Below are 21,401 nucleotides of genomic sequence, written 5' to 3'. Positions count from 1 at the left end.
CCGCCTTTCCCCCCATGGCGACCCATGGAGTGCCGATACGATGATGCCCCTCATGACGACCCTGCCTCCCGCCCTGGCGTCCTGGATGGACCCCTTTGGCTTCGGCCGTGCGGCCTTCGACTACTGGCGCGACGGCCTGGAGCGCAGCACGCTCTACCTGGATGTCATGCGTGAGCGTGGCAACCAGTACCTGGAACACATCGAGAAGACCAAGCCCAACGTGCTCGGCTTCGACGCCGACGTGCTGGTGGACGGGCGCGATCTGCCGCGCCCGGTCAACTACGAGCTGATGCGGGTCCTGCCCCCCGAGGGGGTGGAGACCGATCCCCTGATGCGGCCTTTCGTGGTCGTCGACCCGAGGGCCGGCCACGGGCCGGGGATCGGCGGTTTCAAGCCGGACAGCGAGCTCGGCGTCGCGCTGCGTGCCGGCCATCCCTGCTATTTCATCGGCTTTTTGCCTTACCCCGAACCCGGCCAGACGGTCGAGGACGTGGTCGAGGCCGAGGTGGCCTTCCTGCGCCACGTGATCTCGCTGCATACGGATACCGCCGAGAAGCCGATGGTGGTCGGTAACTGCCAGGCCGGCTGGCAGATCATGATGGCCGCGGCCCTGGAGCCCGAGGTGTTCGGGCCGATCCTGATCGCCGGGGCGCCACTGTCCTACTGGGCCGGCCACCGCGGTCAGGCGCCGATGCGCTACACCGGTGGGATGACCGGCGGCAGCTGGGTGACCTCCCTGCTCAGTGACCTGGGCGACGGTCTGTTCGACGGCGCCTGGCTGGTGCAGAACTTCGAACGACTGAACCCGGCCAATACCTGGTGGAGCAAGCAGTACCACCTGTATTCCCGCGTCGATACCGAGGCCGAGCGCTATCTGGACTTCGAGCGCTGGTGGGGCGGCCATGTGGTGCTGGGCGGCCAGGAGATCCAGTACATCGTCGACAACCTGTTCGTCGGCAATCGCCTCTCCACCGCTCAGATGGTGACCGCCGACGGTCGCCGCATCGACCTGCGCAACCTGCGCTCGCCGGTGGTGGTGTTCTGCTCGCGGGGAGACGACATCACGCCGCCGCCCCAGGCGCTCGGCTGGGTACAGGATCTCTACGAAGACACCGACGACCTGGTCGCCAACGACCAGACCATCGTCTACTGCGTGCACGACACCACCGGGCACCTGGGCATCTTCGTGTCGGGCAGCGTGTCGCGCAAGGAGCACGCCGAGTTCACCGCCAACATGGATTACATCGACGTGCTGCCGCCGGGGCTCTACGAGACCGCGATCTCGCGGGCCGAGGATCGTCCCGATGCGGAGCTCATCGAGCGCGACTACCTGCTCGAGTTCCAGCCGCGCAGCGTGGCGGAACTGGATCGGGAGATTCAGCACCGGGACGACGACGAGCGACGCTTCGCCACCGTGGCTCGGGTCTCCGAGATCAATCAGGGGCTCTATCGCGCCTTCCTGCAGCCCTGGGTGAAGGCGCTGGCCACGCCCGAGTCCGCCCACTGGATGCGTCGCATGCATCCCAACCGGATGGGCTACCGACTGCTCTCCGATCGCAATCCGCTGATGGTGCCGGTGCCGGTGCTGGCCGACCGGGTCCGCCGCGATCGTCACGAAGTTGGCGAGGACAACGTCTTTCGCGCCCTCGAGGGCGTGGTGTCGAGCCAGATCACCCATGCCCTGGAGGCCTGGCGCGAGCTGCGTGACCGCAGCCTCGAGCGCTGGTTCCAGGATGTCTACGGCCAGCCGCTGTTGCAGGTGCTGGTCGGCCTCGGCGGCGATGCGCCGGTCAGACGTCATCCGGGCGCCGAGCCGGAGCAGCGTCGCTTCGTGCAGCAGCGCCGGCAGGCGATGCACGAGAAGGTGGCGGAAGGCGGCAGCCACGAGGCGGTGATGCGCTCGGTGATCTACGTGCTGGGCGGGGCGCCCGCCACCGACGGGCGCAACTTCCAGCGCCTGCGGGCCTCGCGTGCCGAGCTGGAGCCGGATGCCCGGCTGGCCGACTTCAAGCACCTGGTGCGCGAGCAGTTCTTCATCCTCGAGCAGGACCGCGAGCTGGCGCTGGAGGCGATTCCGACGCTGCTGGAAGGGCTCGCGGCCGACGAGATCGACGCGCATCTGGAGCACATCGATCACGTGCTGGCGGCCAGCGGTGAGCTGAGCGAGCGTGCCGCCAGGCGCTTCGCACGCATTCGTACGCTGTTCGAGAGCGCCCGGCCCGAGGCTCCGGCGCCATCGTCCTCGCCCGACGACACGCCCGGGGAAGGCGGATCGTCCGGGTCGGCCAAGCCGGCCGCCGCTGAGTCGGAAGCGCCTTCGGCCTCTGAGACTCCTGCGCCATCGGCGTCGACCCAGGTCGCCGAAACGCCTGAAGCGCCGAAGACGAGCCCGGCCGCCAGGAAGACCTCTTCTGCCAAGGGGGCTCCGGCCAAGAATGTCATGGCCAAGAGCGCTTCGGCCAAGAGCGCTCCAAGCAAGGCGGCTACGGCGTCCAGGGCGTCTTCGGCGTCCAAGACCGCTTCGTCAGAGGCGTCGGGGAAGGCGGAGGAATCGCCGGCCAAGAGCGGGACGCGCCGCAGTGGCACGCGTCAGGCCGCCGCGCGGCGACGCAAGTCGCCTCCGTCCGACGACTGAGGCTCATCCGTCCTGGCTTTGCGCCCCTGCCGGTTTGCCGGCGGGGGCGCCTGCGTTTGGGGTGGCGCTTGCCGAGCCGGAGGCGGACGTCTAGGGTCAAAGGCCCGGCGATCCCGTGACTGGCGTGTCGGCTGGCGCTGGGGTAGGGTAAGCGCATTTTTCACCCGCCAACGGGTGACCCGATTCCGTTCGACGCGGGGATTCCCGCGCCTACTGACGTTTGGAGCACTATGGGCAAGTCTCTGGTCATCGTCGAGTCGCCGGCCAAGGCGAAGACGATCAACAAGTATCTCGGCAACGAGTTCATCGTGAAGTCGAGCGTGGGGCACATTCGTGACCTCCCGACCAGCGGCTCGGGCAAGGCGGCCTCGGACCCCAAGGAGCGTGCCCGGCAGGCCGCGGCGACGCGCAAGATGTCCGCCGAGGAGAAAGCCGAATATCGCCAGCGCAAGTCCCACGAGCAGCTGATTCGGCGCATGGGGATCGACCCCGAGCACGACTGGGAAGCCAACTACGAGATCCTGCCCGGCAAGGAAAAGGTGGTTGCCGAGCTGCAGAAGCTCGCCGAGAAGGCCGATACCGTCTATCTCGCCACCGATCTCGATCGCGAGGGGGAAGCCATCGCCTGGCACCTTCGCGAGACCATCGGCGGCGACGAGTCGCGCTATCGTCGCGTGGTGTTCAACGAGATCACCAAGAACGCCATCCACGAGGCCTTCGAGGACCCCGGTCAGCTCAACATGCCGCGGGTCGAGGCCCAGCAGGCGCGGCGCTTCCTGGATCGCGTGGTGGGCTTCATGCTCTCGCCGCTGCTGTGGGCCAAGATCGCCCGCGGGCTGTCCGCCGGTCGCGTGCAGTCGGTGGCCATGCGCCTGATCGTCGAGCGCGAGCGCGAGATCCGCGCCTTCGTGCCCGAGGAGTTCTGGGACGTCCACGCCGACCTCAAGCCGGCCGACGACGCCTCGGCCGAGCCGGTGCGCTTCGAACTGGCGCGCCAGGACGGCAAGGCCTTCCGTCCGACCTCCGAGGCCGAGACCCTGGAACGCATCGAGGGGCTCAGGAAGGCGTCGCTGGCCATCACCTCCCGTGAGGACAAGCCGACCCGCTCCAAGCCCAATGCGCCCTTCATCACCTCGACCCTGCAGCAGGCCGCCAGCGGTCGCCTGGGCTTCTCGGTGAAGAAGACCATGACGCTGGCCCAGCGCCTCTACGAGGCCGGCTACATCACCTACATGCGGACCGACTCCACCAACCTCTCCCGTGAGGCGGTGGACGGCGTGCGCGACTTCATCGGCGAGGAGTACGGCGAGCGCTATCTGCCCGAGGCGCCCAACCGCTACACCAGCAAGGAGGGCGCCCAGGAGGCCCACGAGGCCATCCGCCCCTCCGAGGTGACCCGCCGCGCCACCGACCTGGCCGGCATGGAGCGCGACGCCGAGCGCCTCTACGAGCTGATCTGGCGCCAGTTCGTGGCCTGCCAGATGACGCCGGCCGAGTATCTCTCGACCACCCTGACCGTGGCCGCCGACGGCTATGAGCTCAAGGCCAAGGGCCGGGTGCTGAAGTTCGACGGCTACACCCGCGTGATGAAGCCCATGGGGCGCAAGGACGAGGACCAGTCGCTGCCCGACCTGACCGAGGGCGCGGCGCTGACGCTCGAGTCGCTGGATCCGCAGCAGCACTTCACCAAGCCGCCGGCTCGCTACACCGAAGCCAGCCTGGTCAAGGAGCTGGAGAAGAAAGGCATCGGCCGACCGTCCACCTACGCGGCGATCATCTCGACCATCCAGGACCGTGGCTACGTGACCCTGGAGAATCGGCGCTTCTATGCCGAAAAGCTCGGCGACATCGTCACCGAGCGGCTCAAGGAGTCGTTCCCGGATCTGATGGACTACTCCTTCACCGCGCGCATGGAGGACAGTCTCGACGAGGTGGCCGAGGGCGAGCGCCGCTGGCGCGAGCTGCTCGATGCCTTTTACGCCGAGTTCCGCGAGGAGCTCGACGAGGCCCAGAGCGAGGAGGGCATGCGCCCCAACCAGCCGGTGCCTACCGACATCGACTGCCCGAGCTGTGGGCGCAAGATGCAGATCCGCACCGCCTCGACGGGCGTGTTTTTGGGCTGCTCCGGCTACAACCTGCCGCCCAAGGAACGCTGCAAGACCACCATCGATCTGCTGCCCGGCGACGAGGCGGTGGCCGCCGACGCCGGCGAGGACGCCGAGACCGATGCGCTGCGTGCCAAGCACCGCTGCCCCAAGTGCGGCACGGCGATGGACAGCTACCTGATCGACGAGGATCGCAAGCTGCACGTCTGCGGCAACAGTCCGGACTGCGACGGCTACGAGGTCGAGCAGGGCAAGTTCCGGATCAAGGGCTACGAGGGCCCGACCATCGAGTGCGATAAGTGCGGCAGCGAGATGCAGCTCAAGTCCGGGCGCTTCGGCAAGTATTTCGGCTGCACCAGCGAGAGCTGCAAGAACACCCGCAAGCTGCTCAAGAACGGTGAGGTCGCGCCGCCCAAGATGGACCCCATCCCGATGCCGGAACTGGCCTGCCAGAAGGTCGAGGACCACTACGTGCTGCGCGACGGGGCCAGCGGCCTGTTCCTGGCGGCCAGCAAGTTCCCCAAGAACCGCGAGACCCGTCCGCCGCTGGTGATCGAGCTCAAGGCCCACGCCGACGAGCTGCCGGACAAGTATCGCTACCTGCTCGATGCGCCCGATGCGGACCCGGACGGTCGCCCGGCCCAGATCCGCTTCTCGCGCAAGGCCAAGGCGCAGTTCCTGATGACCGAGGACAACGGCAAGGCCACCGGCTGGAAGGCCACCTTCGATGATGGCAAGTGGCAGGTGGAGGACAAGCGCAAGTGACCCCGAGAGCCCGTACCAATCAGCTGCTCTATCAGGCCGAGCTGCTGCTGGCGACGCCCGCCGGTGACGACGAGCACGCCCAAGCGCGCCGCATGGCCGGCGAGGAAGGGGCGCTGGCGATGCTCGAGCTGGCGCTGGAGTCGCTGCTGCGTGAAGTGACCGAGCATGCCCGCCTCGAGCGTCATGACTGGCGCGAGCTGTTGGCGGCGGACGGCGAACCGCTCGCCGAGCTCGGGCGGCTGCGCAGCCTGGCCCGGCGGCCGGACAGCTGGCTCGCCCGGCTGATCGCCCGCCTCGAGGCCCTGCATACCAGCGATGGCGTTGCACGTCGCGCCACGGGGGCGGCCCAGGGCATCATCGCCGTGGGCAGTGCCGCCGCCCTGGGGGACGAGCTGCGCGACTGCCTGGCGGCCGCCAAGCGCGAGATCGGCGAGCTGCGCCAGACCAGCGAGGAATGGTAGTGCCACCGGCCTAGGGTGCCCCCGGCGGCCTAGGCCTGGTCGTTCCAGTGCCGCTGCATTTCCAGGAAGGTCAGTGAGGCCGACCAGGTGATCAGCATGAAACCGGTCAGGGATTCGGTGCCCATCAGGAAGCGCAGCGGCCCCTCGGGGAAGACGTCGCCGTAGCCGAGCGTGGTGAAGGTGATCGCCGAGAGATAGACGTAGTCCAGCCCATTCTCCATGGGCGTCGTGCCGGCCACGGTTCCCGCCGTGGCCGCCGTCAGCCACCAGGCCGCCAGGCCGAACAGCCATATCTCCAGCACATGAGCGGCAAGCAGGCCGTACATCAGTCCCAGGAAGCGTCGCCTTCGGGATGGCGAGGTGCGGCGCATCATCCGGCTGAGCACGCTCGAGGCCTCGAAGTGCAGCAGTACGCAGGCCGCGACCACCACCAGGGTCGTGCTCGCCACCAGCAGGTGGTCCGAGTCCAGCATCGGCTCGATCAAATGGCGCCTCCTTCATTCCGTGGCATCGGATCCGCGTGCTCGAATGACGTGCGTCAAGCCGCCATCCGGGCCGTGTCGACTAGGATATCAGCAGCGGGATAGACAAAGTGGCGCCCGCGGCTGTCGTGTCTCCGGGAGGACGGATCATGCGCTTTCATCAGGTTAGAGAGTTGGTGCGTTGGGCGGCGGACTATCACGCTCGCCTCGATGAGGCCTATGCCCAATGGGCTGCCCAGGAAGGTGTCGGCGAACGGCGACGGATGGCGCTGGACTATCTTGCCGAACACGAGCGTCGCATGCAGCACGAGCTCGAGTCCTACTTCGCCGAGGACAGCGAGCATCGCGGGGTGCTCGACACCTGGTTCGACGACCCCGAGGCGTTTCCTCATGCGCCGGTGCTCGAGCGGCTTCCCGGCGGAGACGATGGCGAGGATGTCGAGGCGCTGCTGTCCACGGCGCTGACCCTGCACCGTACCCTGCAGGATCTCTACGGGCATCGCCTGGAGCGAGCCGGCAGTGAGCACGAGAGGGTGTTCTTCGAGGCGCTGGTGAAGGGCGAGGACGCCGAGGTGCGTCGTCTGGTGCGGGATATTCAGCGTCTGGAGGCCTACTGAGGCCTGTGGTGCCGATGTCGCCGATCGGCGACGAGTGAGGCGAGTATCGGGGCTGGCACCCTCGGGCTTTCCGATGAGGCGGCTCGGTGCGGCTGTCCACTGACATCGGGGGGCAGATGCGATATAACGACTCCCACGTTTTCTGGCTACCGGCTTCCCACCCATGACGCAATCCCGAGATGAGCGCTTCCTGCTGAGCCGGCGGCGTTTCGGCCTGCTGGCGCTGAGCCTGCCTTTCTGGTCGACCGCCGCCCCGGCAGCCACCATGATGAGCGACCTGCTGGCCCAGGCCAGCACGCCGCGAGCCCCCGATGAGCTATGGGTGCTGGTGGATGATCATGAGGCCCGTCTGAGCATCTTCCGCGGTGCCAGCGAGGAGGAGCGCTTCTCCCCGGTCTCGCTGGGGCGCGGCGGTGCCAGGGCAGAGCGGACGCGTGGCGATCGCGCGACGCCGCTGGGCGAGTTTCGGGTGACGCGGTTCAACTACCGAAGCAAGTACCGCACCTTCGTCGGTCTGGATTACCCCACGCCCACGCATGCCCGTATGGCGCTGGATGCCGGGGTCTACAGTCAGCAGGATTATGACGACTACTTCAGCTACTATCGTCGGCATGGGACGCCGCCGCAGGATACGGTGCTGGGCGGGTACATCGGCATTCATGGCATCGGGGTGGCCGACCCGGCGATTCATCGGCGTTTTCACTGGACCGATGGCTGCGTCGCGGTCACGGATCGGCAAATCGACACCCTGTCGGCGATGATCGACATTGGCACGCGGGTCGTCATCCGCTAGTCTTTATATGCGCTAAGGACGTTCTAGCCGGCGGACGCTTGCTGCCGCTCGAAACAGGGCAGTATTTGACGTCCCCGGTTTGCAGCAGGCATTGTTGCTGCATTAGAACCTGCGATAGCAGGACGCCTGGTTGTCAGGCATCACCAACGCAGTACCAAGGAAGACTCAAGGAGAACACCATGACTCTCAAGACTACTCTGAAGCTGTCCGCCGCTGCCGCCTCTCTCGCCGTTCTGGCTGGCTGCGCCTCCTCCAGCGCTCTGGAAGAAGTCCGCACCACTGCCGAGTCTGCACAGGCCGACGCCGCGGAAGCTCGCAGCATCGCGACCCAGGCGCAGAACACCGCCAACCAGGCTCAGCGCGACGCTCAAGCGGCTCTGCAGATGTCTCAGCAGAACCGTGAAGAGATGAACCGCATGTTCGAGCGTTCCATGCGCAAGTAAGTCGGTAGCCGCAGGCCAGGCCTTCAGGCCTGGTGATGCCACGACGGGCCACCCCTCGCGAGAGGGGTGGCCTTTTTTGTGGGCGCCGTAGTCGTACCGCGTTCGCGCTATCGTGCGATGGATGTGTCCTACCCGATGACGCCGACCGGGTATGAGGTGTCACTCTTGGTGCGTTTACCGTGTCGCCAATGGCATTGCCCGGTGTAAGAGATATCGGACTATCGCGTAAATTACCCTGCGATCTCTATGTAATATCCCTTTTCTATCAGTTGCTTATAAAATCGTGTAGGAGATTTCAGACGGTGTGAAAAGCCCGCATTCCTTCATACGCTTCCGGCAGCAGGGCAGTCGTTCGGCATCGCTTATCCGGCCGATGAGTGATGCCTCCGGAAAAAGAGAGGAATGTGATGATGGCAGGGAACACGGAATTCAAGACGCGACTCTTTCCGCTGACCGCGCTGGTATTGGCGATCTCGCTGGCCGGCTGCAGCGGTAGCTCCGATATTTCACAGCCGCTGGACGGCGGAAATGGCGGTATGGAAGCCGGGGATGGTGATGGCACCGGCAGCGGTGACGGTTCCGGAGGAGACGGTTCGGGCGGTGATGGCATCGGTGACGGCGATGGCTCGGGTGGCGATGGCTCGGGTGACGATGGCTCAGGTGGCGATGGTGACGGCTCCGGTGGTGACGGCGACGTGCAGTCCTCCAGCGTCGAGCGAGTGATCCAGGATGGCAGCGGAGTGACCGGCGGCGTGGGCGATACCGTCACGGCGCTGGGTGGCACCATCCAGCAGGTCGATGCGCCCCTGGTCGGCGGGGTGACCGACGGTAGCGGCCAGGTGCTCAAGGACCTGGGCGACGGCGTCAACCTGCTCTCCGACGGTCTGAATGACGGCCTGGGCAGCCTCAGCACCAACGACAACGCCCTGGGCACGACGCTGGGCGGCGCCACGGGGCTGGTCTCCCAGACCGGCAAGGCCGTCAGCAGTGCCGGTGGCATCGTCGAGGGGCTGGGCTCGCTGCCGGTGCTGATGCAGGTGGAAGACGGCACCGGCCTGCTCGCCAGCCTGGGTGGCACCGTCGACCAGCTCGGCGGCACGGTCACCGCCGTGGGCGATCGTCTGACCTTTACCCTGACCGATGAGGACGGTCATCTGGCCGGCCTGACCACCGAGCTGACCGGCGTCGTTCGTCCGCTGGTCGTCAATGTGGAGGGCACGACCCAGCGCCTGGGTGACACCCTGGTGGTCGGCCCCGTCGGTAACCGCCTGTTGGGTCAGGTCGGCGGTGCCGTGGTCATGCTCGGCGAGCGTCTCGGTGGTGGCGGCGTTCAGCTCGCCGGTGTCGGCGACCTGGTGACCTCGACCGGCCGGCTCGTGGCCGACGCCGGTGGCCTGCTGACCGCCGGTGAGGGCGGCTCCCCGTCCCTTTCTCTACCCGGCGTCGACGGTGGGCTGCTGGATACCGACAACGGCCTGCTCAACGGTCTCGACGGGCTGACAGGTGGTTTGCTGGTGGGCGAGAACGGCCTGGTGGTCGGGGATAACAGCTTGCTTGCCGCCACCCTGTCCGCCGAAGGCGGGCTGCTGGACGATCCGACCCTGGTGCTGGGCGATCTCGGCGGCGGGCTGCTCGGAGGTGAAGGCGGCCTCCTGGGCGGCGATGGTGGTTTGCTGGGTGGCGTGACCGGCGGTCTGGGAGGCTCCGCCGGGGGCCTGCTCGGTGGCGGTGAAAGCGGTCTGCTGGGCGACGGTTCGGGCCTGCTGGGCGGCGTGACCGATACCGTGGATGGCGTGACCAGTGGCCTGGTCGGCGGTGAAGGCGGCCTGCTCGGTGGCGATGGTGGCCTGCTGGGGGGCGTGACCGATACCGTGGATGGTGTGACCGGTGGTCTGGTGGGCGGCGAAGGCGGCCTGCTCGGTGGCGACGGCGGCCTGCTGGGCGGCGTGACCGACACCGTCGACGGCGTGACCGGCGGCCTGCTCGGTGGTCAGGAAGGTGGCCTTCTCAGTGGCGACGGCGGCAGCCTGGGCGGTAGCGGTGGCCTGCTCGGCGGCGTCGCGAACACCGTGGATGGCGTCACCGATACCGTCGATGGCCTGACCGGTGGTGCCCTGCAGGGCGTGACCGGCACCGTGGATGACGTGGCGCACGGCCTGCTGGGTGGCGGCACCGACAGCTCCGGTAGCGAGGACTCAGGTACCGAAAGCGGCGGCGGGCTGCTTGGCCTGGGAGGCCTGCTCTGATCGCTCGCTCCATGCGGCGGCAGAAGGCCCGGCAAGTGCCGGGCCTTCTGCCGTGTAGACCATGTATGACGAAATGTTGATGATGAGCCTCAATTTTTCTTCGATTTTGGCTTGCCACAGGTCAAGGTTTTTGTACTAATGTAAATTCAGTCTTCGGCATTAGTCGTTCTTAGCTTCGGTGTTAAGGCGTCGAAAGCGTGAAATAACACCATCGGCGACGCATGCGATTACTGAATGCCATTGCAGGGAAAACAAATATGATGCCAAGGCTCGGCGGAAAAAAGTTCTTAGCAAGAAAACTTGCTGGCAAAATGTTAGTGAGTGAAGAAGTTCGGTATAAAGTCTTCTCGCTTGCCATGCTTTCCGCGTGTTCGATGAGTACGACGTTGGTGCAGGCCAACGATGTGCCGTCGGTCATCAATGAACGGCAGCCGACGATGACGCCTCCGGTACAGGACACCCTGGAGCGGCAGCGACAGGGCGGGGCCGAGGTCAGCCTGCCCGGTGCCGCCGAGGCGGTAAGCCCCGAGACGCAGGTGCCGGTGGCGCGGGTGCAGATTCGCGGTGGTAGTGTCTTCGATCTCGAGACCCTGAGTGCCCCTCTTCAGCCGCTCGTCGGGCAACGCGTGGCGGTGAATCGTCTGGTCGAGGCCGTGGAGACGATCACGCGTCGCTACCAGGACGCCGGCTACCCCCTGTCCTACGCCTATCTGCCCAGCAACAACTTCCAGAACGGCACCCTGACCGTCGTGGTGGTCGAGGGGTATATCGCCCGCACCGAGATCGCCGTGCAGGATACCGCCGTCGCCCAGCGAGTGCGGCGGCTGGCCGATCGGATGCGGGAAGAACGCCCGCTGACCCGCGAGACCTTCGAGCGCTACACGGCGCTGATCGAGCGCATCCCGGGCGCCAGCCTGGCGGTCAAGGCGCCGGTGCCGCGCACGCCGTCCGGTGCCACCACGCTGCGCGTGGAGCAGCGCGACAGCGACCGCGTCGACGCCGGCCTGACCCTCGGCGGCGGCGACAAGAACGATACCCAGGCGGTCGCGAACCTGGCCTTCCACAGCCATACCCCCTATGCGGAAACGCTCTCCTTCGCCTACCTGATGCCGGTCGACAACGACGATCGCTTCTATGCTGCCCAGTATCGTCAGGAGCTCGGTACCGACGGCCTGCGCCTGACCATGAGCGCACAGCGCTTCGAGGGTGATGAAGAAGACCCGGTGCTGGTGGAAGGGCGGCCCTACGAGGTGGACCAGGAGAAGGTGCGCGACCGCTTTCGTCTGGGGCTCGACTATCCGCTGCTGATGGAGCGCCGTCGGCGCTGGGACGTCGAGGTCAACGTCGAGCACCTCGACGAGACGGCCGACTACCGCTATCGCTCGGATCAGGGGCCTGAATTGAGAGGGCGTCAGGACCTGCGCTACTCGACCCTGGAACTGGGCACCCACTACCGCCAGGGCAATGCCAGCCGCCGGCTTGAGGCCCGTGCCGAGCTGCGTCAGGGCGTCGACATGGGCAGCAATCGCACCACCACCGAGATTCGCAACGTCGCCAAGGGCGTGTCGGTGGCCGCCGATGGCCGGGAGGAACTCGAGTACACGCGGCTCGGTCTCCAGGGACGCTGGCTGGAGGCGCTGACGCCGAACTGGCGGCTGTCGATGCGCGTGGCCGGCTTCTGGTCGCAAGACACGCTGCCGGCACCGGAACGGGGTACCTATGGCGCCGGCCATTTCGCCCGGGCCTACGACGATGGCGAGGCCGAGGGTGAGCGCGGCTACGCCGGCGAGGTCGAGCTGCGCTACCGCCATGCGCTGGCGGCGTCCTGGGCCTCGCATCTGGAGCCCTACCTGGCGGTGGACGGCGCCCATACCGAGTTCAACGACAGCGACCTGGAGTATGACCTGGCCTCGGTGGCCACCGGGATCGAGCTGAGCAATAACCGCCTTTATCGCCTGGGCATCGAGTACGCCTACCCGATCGGCGATCGTCCCGCAGAGGACGCGTCGCGGGAAGGGCGGGTCAATGCCCGCCTGAGCTGGGACTTCGGCGGCTAGCGCGCGGAGTCGACGATCTCGCCGCTCATCGGTGGGCGATCTCGTACAAAACCCCTGCCCGGAGCGGTCGATAGAAAAATAAAGACGATGACAGCGAAAACGCAGGAACGACGCTGGTGTGGTGTGAACTCACCGGCAGAAGCAGGGCCCCGGCGCGGGACACGCCGGGGCGGTGAAAAGGAAAGCAGGACTCAACCAAGCGGGGAAAACCACCATGAAACGCTTCTCTCTCTCTCAAGTGTTCGCTAAAGCCCATGCCCATCTGGCGACTCGTCAACTCAATCGCCCCGTCTTTCGTCGACAGCGTGGGGCGACGGCAATTGAATATGCAATGATTGCTGCGCTGGTTGCTATAGCCATTGGAGTTATTTTTGCAGTTGGTAGTGATGGTAGTGATGATGGCGGCTTTGTAACCATGATTAAGAACCTGTTCGGGAAAGTTGAAGACGAGGTTGGTATTTAATAATAGACATGAAAAATAACTAAATTTTTGTGTTTTGCGAGGCTTATATATGTCTCCCAACTTGCTAAAAAGCATCGCCGCCTTATTGGTGGCGGTGGCCATCGGCCTGGCCTTTGCGGGCTGGCGGATGGCCAATGACGTGCCGGAGACGGTGGTGACGGCGCCGGCGGTGACCCCCGCGGCGCCCGAGCCCGCCGGCCATGCGGTACTGGCCGCGGCCCGCCCCCTGGCGGTGGGCACGCGGCTGGCGGCGCCCGGCGAGGGCCAGGCGCCGCTGCTTCGAACCATCGATTATCCCGAACCGCTGGACGAGAGCTTCGGCGCGCTGTCCGAGGTGGAGGGTCGGGTGCTGACCCGGCCTCTCGCCCCGGGCGACGTGCTGAGGCCCTCGCACTTCGCCGCCGGCGGCCTGCTGGCCGAGGCCGTGCCGGCGGGCAAGCGCGGCATCGCCGTCAGCGTCGACGAGGTGATCGGCGGCGGCGGCTTCGTGGCGCCGGGGGATCGCGTCGACGTGTTCTTCTACGGCCAGGACAGCGGCGGCGAGCGCACCCGGCTGGCGCGCCGGGTGCTGCGCGATATCCAGGTGTTGAGCTTCGGCAGCGCCCTGCGCGGCCAGCCCCTGCCCGAGGGCGGCCCCCAGCGCAGCGGGCGCACCGCGGTGCTGGCGCTGGACGAGGCCCAGGCCCCGCGGCTGCTGCTGGCCGAGCAGACCGGCCGGCTGCGGCTGGCGGTGATCGGCGCCGAGGAGCGTCGCGCCGCCCTGGAACCCACCTTGCCCGAGGGCGGCGATGGCTGGCTGATGCCGGCGTCGCTCGAGGCCGCGAACGACGACGCCGCCGAGCCGGACGACCTGGGCGAGCCCGTGGACTTCGACAGCCTGATGAGGCGTGACGGCGAAGCGAGCACGGCGCCGGTCGCGCGGCCGGAACGCCGGAATGGCGGGCGCCGGGTCGTTCAGCAGGTCGCCGGCGAGGTGCGCAGCGTCAGCGTGGGCGGATGAGACGCCGCCGCGACCATTATTTCAAGCAGGATGCAGGGACAGGGAACATCATGCAACGAGCGACGAGTCCTACCTTCCGGCGGATGCCGGCCTATACGCGCGCCTGGCCGACGCTGGTGACGATGTGGCTGGGCCTGATGGCCCTGGTGCTTTCCACGACGGCGTCGGCCCAGGACGGCGGGCGCACGCTGTCGCTGCTGGTCGGCGAGAACCAGCGGCTGGATTACGGCGCCAGCATCACGCGCACGGCGGTGGGACGTGGCGGCGTCGCCGACGTGCGCGTGGTGGGGGACCGCCAGCTGCTGGTGACCGGCATCGGCCCCGGGGCGACCACGCTGAGCGTGTGGTTGGCCGGGCGGCGCACACCGCAGTCGGTGACCCTCGAGGTGCAGCCGGCGGCGGCCCGGTCGCTGGAGGACGAGTATCGGGTCGAGGCCGGCGGTGAGCGCGGGCGGCTCTTCGGCCAGACGCGTTCGCTGGACCGTCATGACGAGGCCATGCAGCGCTTCGGCGACGCCCCGCCGGTGGATGCGACCCGCCAGGTCGGGCCGGTGCAGATTCAGACCGATATCCGCGTCGTCGAGGTCAATCGCAGCCGGCTGCAGTCCTACGGCTTCTTCCTCGGGCGCAACAACGGCGGCAATACCCAGTACGCCGTCGGCCCCACCGGCAGCGGCAGCAGCTTCATCAACGACAACAGCCTGGTGGCGCCGCTGAGCGAGGGCTTCTCGATCATCAGCGGCGACAACAACGGCTACCTGGGGGCGATCAGCGCCCTGCGCAACAACGGCTTCGCCTATACCCTGGCCGAGCCCAGCCTGGTGACGCTGTCCGGGCAGAGCGCGTCCTTCCTGGCCGGCGGCGAGTTTCCCTTTCCCAGCAACAGCAGCGACGGCGACGTCTCGGTGGATTTCAAGGAGTTCGGCATCCGCCTGCAGCTGACGCCCACGGTGCTCGACGACGAACGGATCATGCTCAAGGTGGCGCCGGAGGTCAGCGACCTGGACTTCAGCCGCTCCGTGCAGTCCAGCGGCATCGCCGTGCCCTCGCTGAGCGTGCGTCGCACCGATACCACCGTGCAGCTCGGCGACGGCGAAAGCTTCATCATCAGCGGCCTGGTCAGCCAGTCCACCATGCAGAGCGTCGACAAGTTCCCCGGCCTGGGCGATATCCCGGTGCTGGGCGCCTTCTTCCGCTCGACCCGCTTCGAGCGCGAGGAAACGGAGCTGATCATGATCGTCACGCCGCATCTGGTCTCGCCGATCGCCGCCGGGGTCGAGCTCGACGGCCTGCCCGGCGAGGCGCTGGGGCGCTACGATCCGAGTTTCCTAGAGCTGCTGTTCGATCCCCAGGACGCCCGGGAGATCGAGCGGCTCGGCGATATCGGCTTTTCCCGCTAGGAGGTGATATGGGGGCCTGGTCTTCGCTGACTCGACACAAGCCGACCCCGCCGCGGTCGGCGCCCGACCTGACCGACGGGGCCCTGAAGGCGGCGCTGCATCGCGAGGTCATCGAGCGTCTGGAGGACGACGAGGCGCTGTTCAACGACGAGCCCTCGGCGATGCTGGTGCGCATCGAGAGCCTGGTCCGGGACTACTTCGACCAGCGCGGTGAGCGGGTGCCGGTCGAATCGCTGGAGGCGCTGGCCAGAGAGGTGCTCAACGAGGTCGCGGGCTTCGGCCCGTTGCAGCCCCTGCTGGGCGACGATGACATCTCCGACATCCTGATCAACGGGCCGCGCAACATTCTGGTGGAGCGCCAGGGGCGGCTGGAGAGCGTAGAGGAATGCTTCATCAACGATGCCCACGTGCTGCGGGTGGTGCGGCGGATGCTGGCCCCGCTCGGGCGACGGCTCGACGAATCCAGTCCGATGGTCGACGCACGCCTGCCGGACGGCTCGCGGGTCAACGTGGTGATTCCGCCATTGGCCCTGGACGGGCCCTGCGTGTCGATCCGCAAGTTCCGTCGCGAGGCGCTCACGGCCGAGGCCCTGATCCAGGGCCGTGCGGTGACACCGGAGCTGATGGCCATGCTGCAGGAGTCGGTCGTCCAGCGTCGCAACATCCTGATCAGCGGGGCGACCGGCTCCGGCAAGACCACGCTGCTCAATATCCTCAGCCGTGATATTCCCGAGCATGAGCGGGTCGTGACCATCGAGGATGCCGCGGAACTGCAGCTCGGCAACAGCCATGTGGTGCGCCTCGAGACCCGCCCGCCCAACAGCGAGGGGGAGGGCGAGGTCTCGGCCCGCCAGCTGGTGCGCAATGCGCTGCGCATGCGCCCCGACCGGGTGATCCTCGGCGAGAGTCGCGGCGACGAGGCGCTGGACATGCTGCAGGCCATGAACACCGGCCACCTGGGCTCGATGAGCACGGTGCACGCCAACTCCGCCCGTGATGCCCTGGTGCGCCTGCAGATGATGGTACGCCTGGCCGGCTTCGAGGGCAGCGACGGGCTGGTCAACCAGATCATCGCCACGGCACTGGACCTGGTGGTGCACGTCACCCGGGACGGCGAGGGCCATCGTCATGTGGTCGAGGTCCAGCAGGTGAGGGGGCTCTCCGATGGCCGGGTCGAGCTGGCCCGGCTCTATCGTCACGAGGACCGCCGCCTGATCGACGCCGTCGACTGGCACAAGCATATCGAGGATGCCGCATGAACGCCTGGCAACTCTGGGGCCTGACCATGGCGCTGCTGCTGGTGGCCGCCAGGCTGCTGTGGCGCAGCGCCAACCACGAGAGCGACAAGGTGCTGCGGGCCGACAAGCCCAGACGACGCACCCGACGCCCGCCGTCCGAGTCGCTGATGCAGTGGCTGCTCGACTACCTGCTGGCCGCCGGCATTCATGCCACGCCCCGGGGGATAGCGATCGTCGGCGGGCTGGTGTTGGTGGCGGTCGTGGTGGCGCTGATGCTGCTGTCTCATCTTGTCGGTGTGCTGCTGGTGCTGGGGTCGCTGGTGTTGATCAACCTGATCCTGCGGGGCCGGGCGCAGCTCCTGCGCCGCCGTCTGCGCGCCCAGCTGCCGGGCTTCATGGAGCAGGTGGTGCGCGACCTGGGCACCGGTGCCACCGTCGAGATCGCCTTTCGCCGCAACGGCGAGACCGCCACCGGCCTGCTGCGCGAGGCCACCGCGCGGGTCAATGTGCGCCGAGAGCTGGGCATGGAGCTCCACGAGGCGCTGCATCGCGAGGCACAGCTGCTCAAGCTGCAGGAGTTCGACCTGCTGGCGACGGCGGTGGAGGTCAATCAGGCCCATGGGGGCAGCCTGCGTGACATCCTGGGCAGCTTCGTCGAGCTGCTGCGTCAGCAGGAGAAGGGGCGACGCGAGCTGCGGGCGCTTACCGGCGAGACCCGGGTCACGGCCTTCGTGCTGGCGGCGGTGCCGGTGGCGATGGCGGGGTTCATGTGGTTCAGCAACCCCGAGTTCCTGGCGCCGATGTTCGACAGTGCCGGCGGCCGCATGGGGCTGTGGGTGGCCGTGCTGCTGGAGGTGGGCGGCTGCGTGGCGCTGTGGCGGATGCTCAAGTCGATATAGGAGAAGGCCATGGTGTGGCTGATGACGAGTGCCTTGCTGGTGCTGGCGGCGGCCGGGATCTGCCTGTGGCTGGCCCGCGTCGGGCCGCGCGAGACGCCAGCGGCGGCGCCGGCCCCCACCCAGGGGGAAGGCGGCAGCCGACGCCAGCAGGTGGCGGCCATGGAGGCACGACTGATGGGCAGCGGGCGGATCATCTGGCGCCGGCAGACCCGCGGTCGCCCCTGGCTGGCGGAGCTGGCGCTGGTGCTGCGTCAGGCGGGCTTCATCGGCACTCGCGCCCAGCTTCACCTGCTGTTTTCCGTGGCGCTGGTGGTCTTCGGCGTGTTCAGCGGCGGCGTGCTCCACGCTCTTCAGGGTGGCAAGGCCTGGCTGCCGGCCATGACGACCGGTCTGGCCTTCGCCGCGCTGGCGGCCGTCGGTGCCTGGATCTGGCTGAAGCGGGTGCGCCGCCGCCGGGTGGCCCGGCTGAACGAGGAGGCCGACATGGTCATCCAGGTCACGCGCATGCTGTGGGAGTCCGGCATGACCCTGGAAGGCGTGCTGCGCGGCCTGATTCACAACCTCGATGAGACCTGTCCCGAAAGCGTGCGTGAGCTGCGGCTGATCCTGCTGCGCATCGAGGCGGGGCAGGCTCGTGAGGAGGTGCTCGAGGAGCAGTCGGCCCTCCAGGCCAGCGAGGGGCTCGAGGACCTGCTCAAGCTGCTGGCGCAGATATCGTCGTCCGGGGGCGGCGCACGGCGGGCGATGCTCGACCTGAGCCACCGGCTGCGCGACCGTCGCCGCATGCGCATCCAGGAAGCGGTATCGAGCCTGTCGGGCAAGATGTCGCTGGTGATGATGGTGTTCCTGTTTCCGGCCTTGCTGATCGTGCTCGCCGGGCCGGCGGTGATCAATCTGGGCGGCATGCTCCGGAGCCTGGGAAATTGAGAGTGCAGAACATGATGACAAGACGCCTTCGAGCCGGACTGTCGGCGTGGGGCCTGATGATGCTCGGCGGCTGTGCCGGTGGCATGGAGCCGATGTCGATGATCGGGCTGGGGCAGCGCGACGAGGTGAAGGAAGTCACCGGCCCCTGCGGCGAACGCTACAGCGCCGATATCGGGCTGCGCATGGACATGATTCGTCAGCAGATGGAAGACGGTCGTTCGCGCTCGGCCCTGGCGCATCTCGACGAAAGTGGCTTCGACTATGCCGAGGCCGCCCTGATGCGGGGCGATGCCCTGCGCGACGTGGGGCGGCGCGACCAATCGGATGCGGTCTACGAGACCCTGGCGGGTGGTTGTCTGGCGGCCGATGCCTTCCATGGCATGGCACGCAACGCGGTGGCGCGCGGTGATCGTGAGCAGGCGCTGGTGCTGATGCGCCAGGCGCGGGATGCTCGCCCGACCGACGCCGAAATCCGCAACGACCTGGGCTACCTGCTGATGCTGGAAGGCAAGCCGAAGCCGGCCCGGGAAGAGCTGCTGACCGCGCTGGAGCTGGGCGGCACCGGCCGGCGGGCCGCCTCCAACCTGGTGATGCTGATGATGCAGGAAGGACGCGTGGTCGAGGCCGAACGGCTGGCCCGACGCTACGACCTGGATGACGAACTGGTGGCCCGGCTGCGCCGGCTGGCGACCGACGAGCGAGCCCGAGAACATGGATAACGTCGAGCAAGGAGATCGCGGGATGCCTATCAGCAGGATGATGAAGCGTATGCGGTGCCTGGGCGTCTGCGGGGTGATATTGATCGCCTCTCCGCTGGCCTGGGCTCAGGGCGAGGCGCCCTCCTCGCAGGGCGCGTTGCCGGCGGCGGACCACCGCAGCGCCGAGGTCGGCGAGCGCACCGAACGGCTGCTCGAGCTGCAGCGCAGCGGACGCATCGCCAGCCGGAACCGCCAATCGCTGTCCGGGGAAGTGCAGTCGCGGATCTATGAGCGCTACCTGCGGAGCTTCACCCACGCGATCCCCGATGAGTACATCGACCTGAGCTTCGGTGAGTGATGACGACCCGCCGCCTCTACGTTCCGCGTCGCCAGCGAGGCGTGATCGGCCTGCTCGGCGCGATCGTGATGCTGCTGGTAGTGGTCTGTATCGCCCTGGCGCTGGATACCGGGCGGCTGTACATGGAAAAGCGCAATCTCCAGCGGGTGGCGGATCTGGCGGCGCTGTCGGTGGCGTCCCGCTGCGAGACGCTGTCTTCCTGCGATCAGGCAGTGACCTATGCGCAGGATGTACTGGAAGCCAATGGCTATTCGCGAGATCTGGTCGATGGTGACGGCATTACTCTGGGGCGAGTGGTATTGGTGGATGTGGCCGTAGAGGGTGGTCCCACGTCTTATCGACGCTATGACTTCGATGATTCCTTGTCTCAGGATGCCGTCCAGGTCGTACTGAAGGACTCGGTCTCGCCTCCGCTCATGGCGGCTTTTATGCCTGACGACGGCGACGCCAGTGACGACCACACCATTACCCTCCAATCGACGGCAGTCGCGAGGAAGGCGACCTATGTGGCGTTTTCCGTAGGCTCTCGCCTGGCCTCTCTGGATAGTTCCGAATCTTCTTTGTTGGCACCTTTGCTGGGCGGTTTGCTGGGAAGCGATGTGCCGCTGTCCCTCGTTGGCTATGAAGGGGTGCTGGATACTCGGATCACGCTGCTGGAGTTGGCTTCGGAAATGCCAGCTCTTGGAGTGGATTTGGCGGCGCTGACAGTCGACGAAGTGCTCAATACCAACGTGACGTTGTCCGAGCTGCTGGAAGCGTCGGAAAGCGTGCTGTCCGATAGAGGATTGCTTGCATCCGATCTGGCACTGCTGGGCGAGATGCAAAGCGCCATGAGTCTCGATGTTGGAACCGCCGATATCAACTTGGGGGAGCTTCTCGATATCCGATCGGCCGAAGGCGTCGACGATACCGAAGCCTTGAAAACTGGCATTCGTCTGGGCGACCTGTTGGGCAGCAGTTTGATGCTGGCCAACCAGGACAATGCGATTGCGATTGATAATCTCGATGTCGATCTGTCGGCCGTGACGGCTAGCGTTGGATTGACAGTCATGGAAGCCCCACAGATTGCCATAGGCCCGGTGGGCTGCGCGGATGGAGTCGCCCCCGATTGTGGGAACGATAACTGGAAGACCTCTGCCAGCACAGGACAGCTTGATCTAGATGTTGATCTAGGGGTCGATTTACTTGGGGTGTTGCGGCTCGATCTCGATTTGGACATCGGCGGCGTAGAGGCCGAGGCAGGGATCGAGGAGATCTCATTGAATGATGGCGTCTATGGTGTCTCGGTGGGAGCCATAAGCGAGCCCTTGGTGGCATCCGTCGGCCTGGATGCTGAAGTACTGCCTGCGTTTGCCGGGTTGATCAACGTCTCGCTGGAGAGTGGTTTGACGGAAAACCTGGAAGCTGGGCTGTCTGGTTATATGACGGGGGGCATCCATGACTGGCCAGACAATGATGCCGTCGTACTCGCGTCGGGAGTATCCGGTGTGACGACGGCCCTGACTGGCCTGCTGGACGATCTGGAGCTGGACATCAGCCTGGGGGATAAGAGCGAAGAGTGTACCGGGCTGTTGTGCTCAATTACCGGCGCGCTTCTGGAGCCGATCAATAACTTGCTGGATGGTGTCGTGGATTCCGTCACGGATCTCCAGAGTGCGCTTGGTACTGCGCTTGGAAACCTGATAACACCGCTGATTAATCAGGTGGTAGAGCCACTGCTGGATGCGGCAGGCCTGGGCATCGGTGAGGCAGAGGTCAGGGTGATCGAGGTGTCGTCTTCGGGAGTGGAGCTCGTCCAGTGATGCGATCATGTC

At 66.6% G+C, this 21,401-nt stretch carries 18 protein-coding genes; 17 read left to right on the top strand and 1 reads right to left on the bottom strand.

The features are described 5' to 3' along the window. Nucleotides 1-52 precede the first annotated feature (52 nt). From CVH10_RS02650 to CVH10_RS02640, 3 genes are all read left to right on the top strand, one after another. Nucleotides 53-2,635: a DUF3141 domain-containing protein gene (locus CVH10_RS02650; RefSeq protein WP_369335711.1), complete on the top strand. Its 2,583-nt coding sequence runs from the start codon at nucleotides 53-55 to the stop codon at nucleotides 2,633-2,635. Between the two features lie 230 nt (nucleotides 2,636-2,865). Next, nucleotides 2,866-5,505: a type I DNA topoisomerase gene (gene topA, locus CVH10_RS02645; protein ID WP_106487732.1), complete on the top strand. Its 2,640-nt coding sequence runs from the start codon at nucleotides 2,866-2,868 to the stop codon at nucleotides 5,503-5,505. Beyond that, nucleotides 5,502-5,966 (top strand): DUF6586 family protein, encoded by a 465-nt coding sequence (locus CVH10_RS02640; protein WP_106487731.1) that lies wholly within the window; start codon nucleotides 5,502-5,504, stop codon nucleotides 5,964-5,966. The genes topA and CVH10_RS02640 overlap by 4 nt, the downstream gene beginning before the upstream one ends. A 29-nt stretch (nucleotides 5,967-5,995) precedes the next feature. Here the strand turns inward: CVH10_RS02640 and CVH10_RS02635 are convergent, their stop codons facing one another. Further along, entirely contained in the window at nucleotides 5,996-6,451 is a 456-nt protein-coding gene (locus CVH10_RS02635; protein WP_052052480.1) for an ion channel, read from the bottom strand. A gap of 146 nt (nucleotides 6,452-6,597) precedes the next feature. On the opposite strand from CVH10_RS02635, the gene CVH10_RS02630 reads away from it, so the two are divergent. From CVH10_RS02630 to CVH10_RS02565, 14 genes are all read left to right on the top strand, one after another. Then, entirely contained in the window at nucleotides 6,598-7,065 is a 468-nt protein-coding gene (locus tag CVH10_RS02630; protein WP_369335710.1) for a 2-hydroxyacyl-CoA dehydratase, read from the top strand. 163 nt (nucleotides 7,066-7,228) lie between these two features. Next, nucleotides 7,229-7,858, top strand: coding sequence for a murein L,D-transpeptidase family protein (locus CVH10_RS02625; RefSeq protein WP_035596163.1), 630 nt, complete (start codon nucleotides 7,229-7,231; stop codon nucleotides 7,856-7,858). Between the two features lie 179 nt (nucleotides 7,859-8,037). Continuing rightward, on the top strand, nucleotides 8,038-8,301 hold the full coding sequence (locus CVH10_RS02620) for an Lpp/OprI family alanine-zipper lipoprotein (RefSeq protein WP_016854575.1): 264 nt from the start codon (nucleotides 8,038-8,040) through the stop codon (nucleotides 8,299-8,301). A 407-nt stretch (nucleotides 8,302-8,708) separates the two neighbouring features. Further along, entirely contained in the window at nucleotides 8,709-10,547 is a 1,839-nt protein-coding gene (locus tag CVH10_RS02615) for a collagen-like triple helix repeat-containing protein (protein WP_106487729.1), read from the top strand. A gap of 374 nt (nucleotides 10,548-10,921) precedes the next feature. After that, nucleotides 10,922-12,604 (top strand): ShlB/FhaC/HecB family hemolysin secretion/activation protein, encoded by a 1,683-nt coding sequence (locus CVH10_RS02610; RefSeq protein ID WP_369335709.1) that lies wholly within the window; start codon nucleotides 10,922-10,924, stop codon nucleotides 12,602-12,604. 214 nt (nucleotides 12,605-12,818) lie between these two features. Further along, nucleotides 12,819-13,067, top strand: a complete 249-nt coding sequence (locus tag CVH10_RS02605) for a Flp family type IVb pilin (RefSeq protein WP_146142905.1) — start codon at nucleotides 12,819-12,821, stop codon at nucleotides 13,065-13,067. A gap of 49 nt (nucleotides 13,068-13,116) precedes the next feature. Beyond that, a complete protein-coding gene (cpaB, locus tag CVH10_RS02600) occupies nucleotides 13,117-14,067 on the top strand; it encodes a Flp pilus assembly protein CpaB (RefSeq protein ID WP_106487728.1) in 951 nt (316 codons plus the stop codon). A 50-nt stretch (nucleotides 14,068-14,117) separates the two neighbouring features. Continuing rightward, the gene (locus CVH10_RS02595; protein WP_181244339.1) at nucleotides 14,118-15,467 is read left to right on the top strand and encodes a type II and III secretion system protein family protein; all 1,350 of its coding nucleotides are present in this window, start codon (nucleotides 14,118-14,120) and stop codon (nucleotides 15,465-15,467) included. A gap of 8 nt (nucleotides 15,468-15,475) precedes the next feature. After that, entirely contained in the window at nucleotides 15,476-16,726 is a 1,251-nt protein-coding gene (locus tag CVH10_RS02590; RefSeq protein WP_106487726.1) for a CpaF family protein, read from the top strand. Then, nucleotides 16,723-17,604, top strand: a complete 882-nt coding sequence (locus CVH10_RS02585) for a type II secretion system F family protein (RefSeq protein WP_052052474.1) — start codon at nucleotides 16,723-16,725, stop codon at nucleotides 17,602-17,604. The genes CVH10_RS02590 and CVH10_RS02585 overlap by 4 nt, the downstream gene beginning before the upstream one ends. 9 nt (nucleotides 17,605-17,613) lie before the next feature. Beyond that, entirely contained in the window at nucleotides 17,614-18,531 is a 918-nt protein-coding gene (locus tag CVH10_RS02580; RefSeq protein WP_106487725.1) for a type II secretion system F family protein, read from the top strand. Between the two features lie 11 nt (nucleotides 18,532-18,542). Beyond that, entirely contained in the window at nucleotides 18,543-19,250 is a 708-nt protein-coding gene (locus CVH10_RS02575) for a tetratricopeptide repeat protein (RefSeq protein WP_146142904.1), read from the top strand. Between the two features lie 22 nt (nucleotides 19,251-19,272). Then, nucleotides 19,273-19,587 carry a DUF3613 domain-containing protein gene (locus CVH10_RS02570; protein WP_160174909.1) on the top strand — a complete coding sequence of 105 codons (315 nt, stop codon included), beginning with the start codon at nucleotides 19,273-19,275 and terminating at the stop codon, nucleotides 19,585-19,587. Further along, complete coding sequence (locus CVH10_RS02565; RefSeq protein ID WP_106487724.1) at nucleotides 19,587-21,389, top strand: pilus assembly protein TadG-related protein; 1,803 nt, start codon at nucleotides 19,587-19,589, stop codon at nucleotides 21,387-21,389. The genes CVH10_RS02570 and CVH10_RS02565 overlap by 1 nt, the downstream gene beginning before the upstream one ends. Nucleotides 21,390-21,401: the final 12 nt, after the last annotated feature.

The organism is Halomonas sp. ND22Bw (genome assembly GCF_003011945.1).
Taxonomy (GTDB): Bacteria; Pseudomonadota; Gammaproteobacteria; order Pseudomonadales; family Halomonadaceae; genus Halomonas; species Halomonas halophila.
The sequence above is the reverse complement of the archived record's forward strand: the minus strand, read 5'-3'. Positions and strand labels throughout refer to the sequence as shown.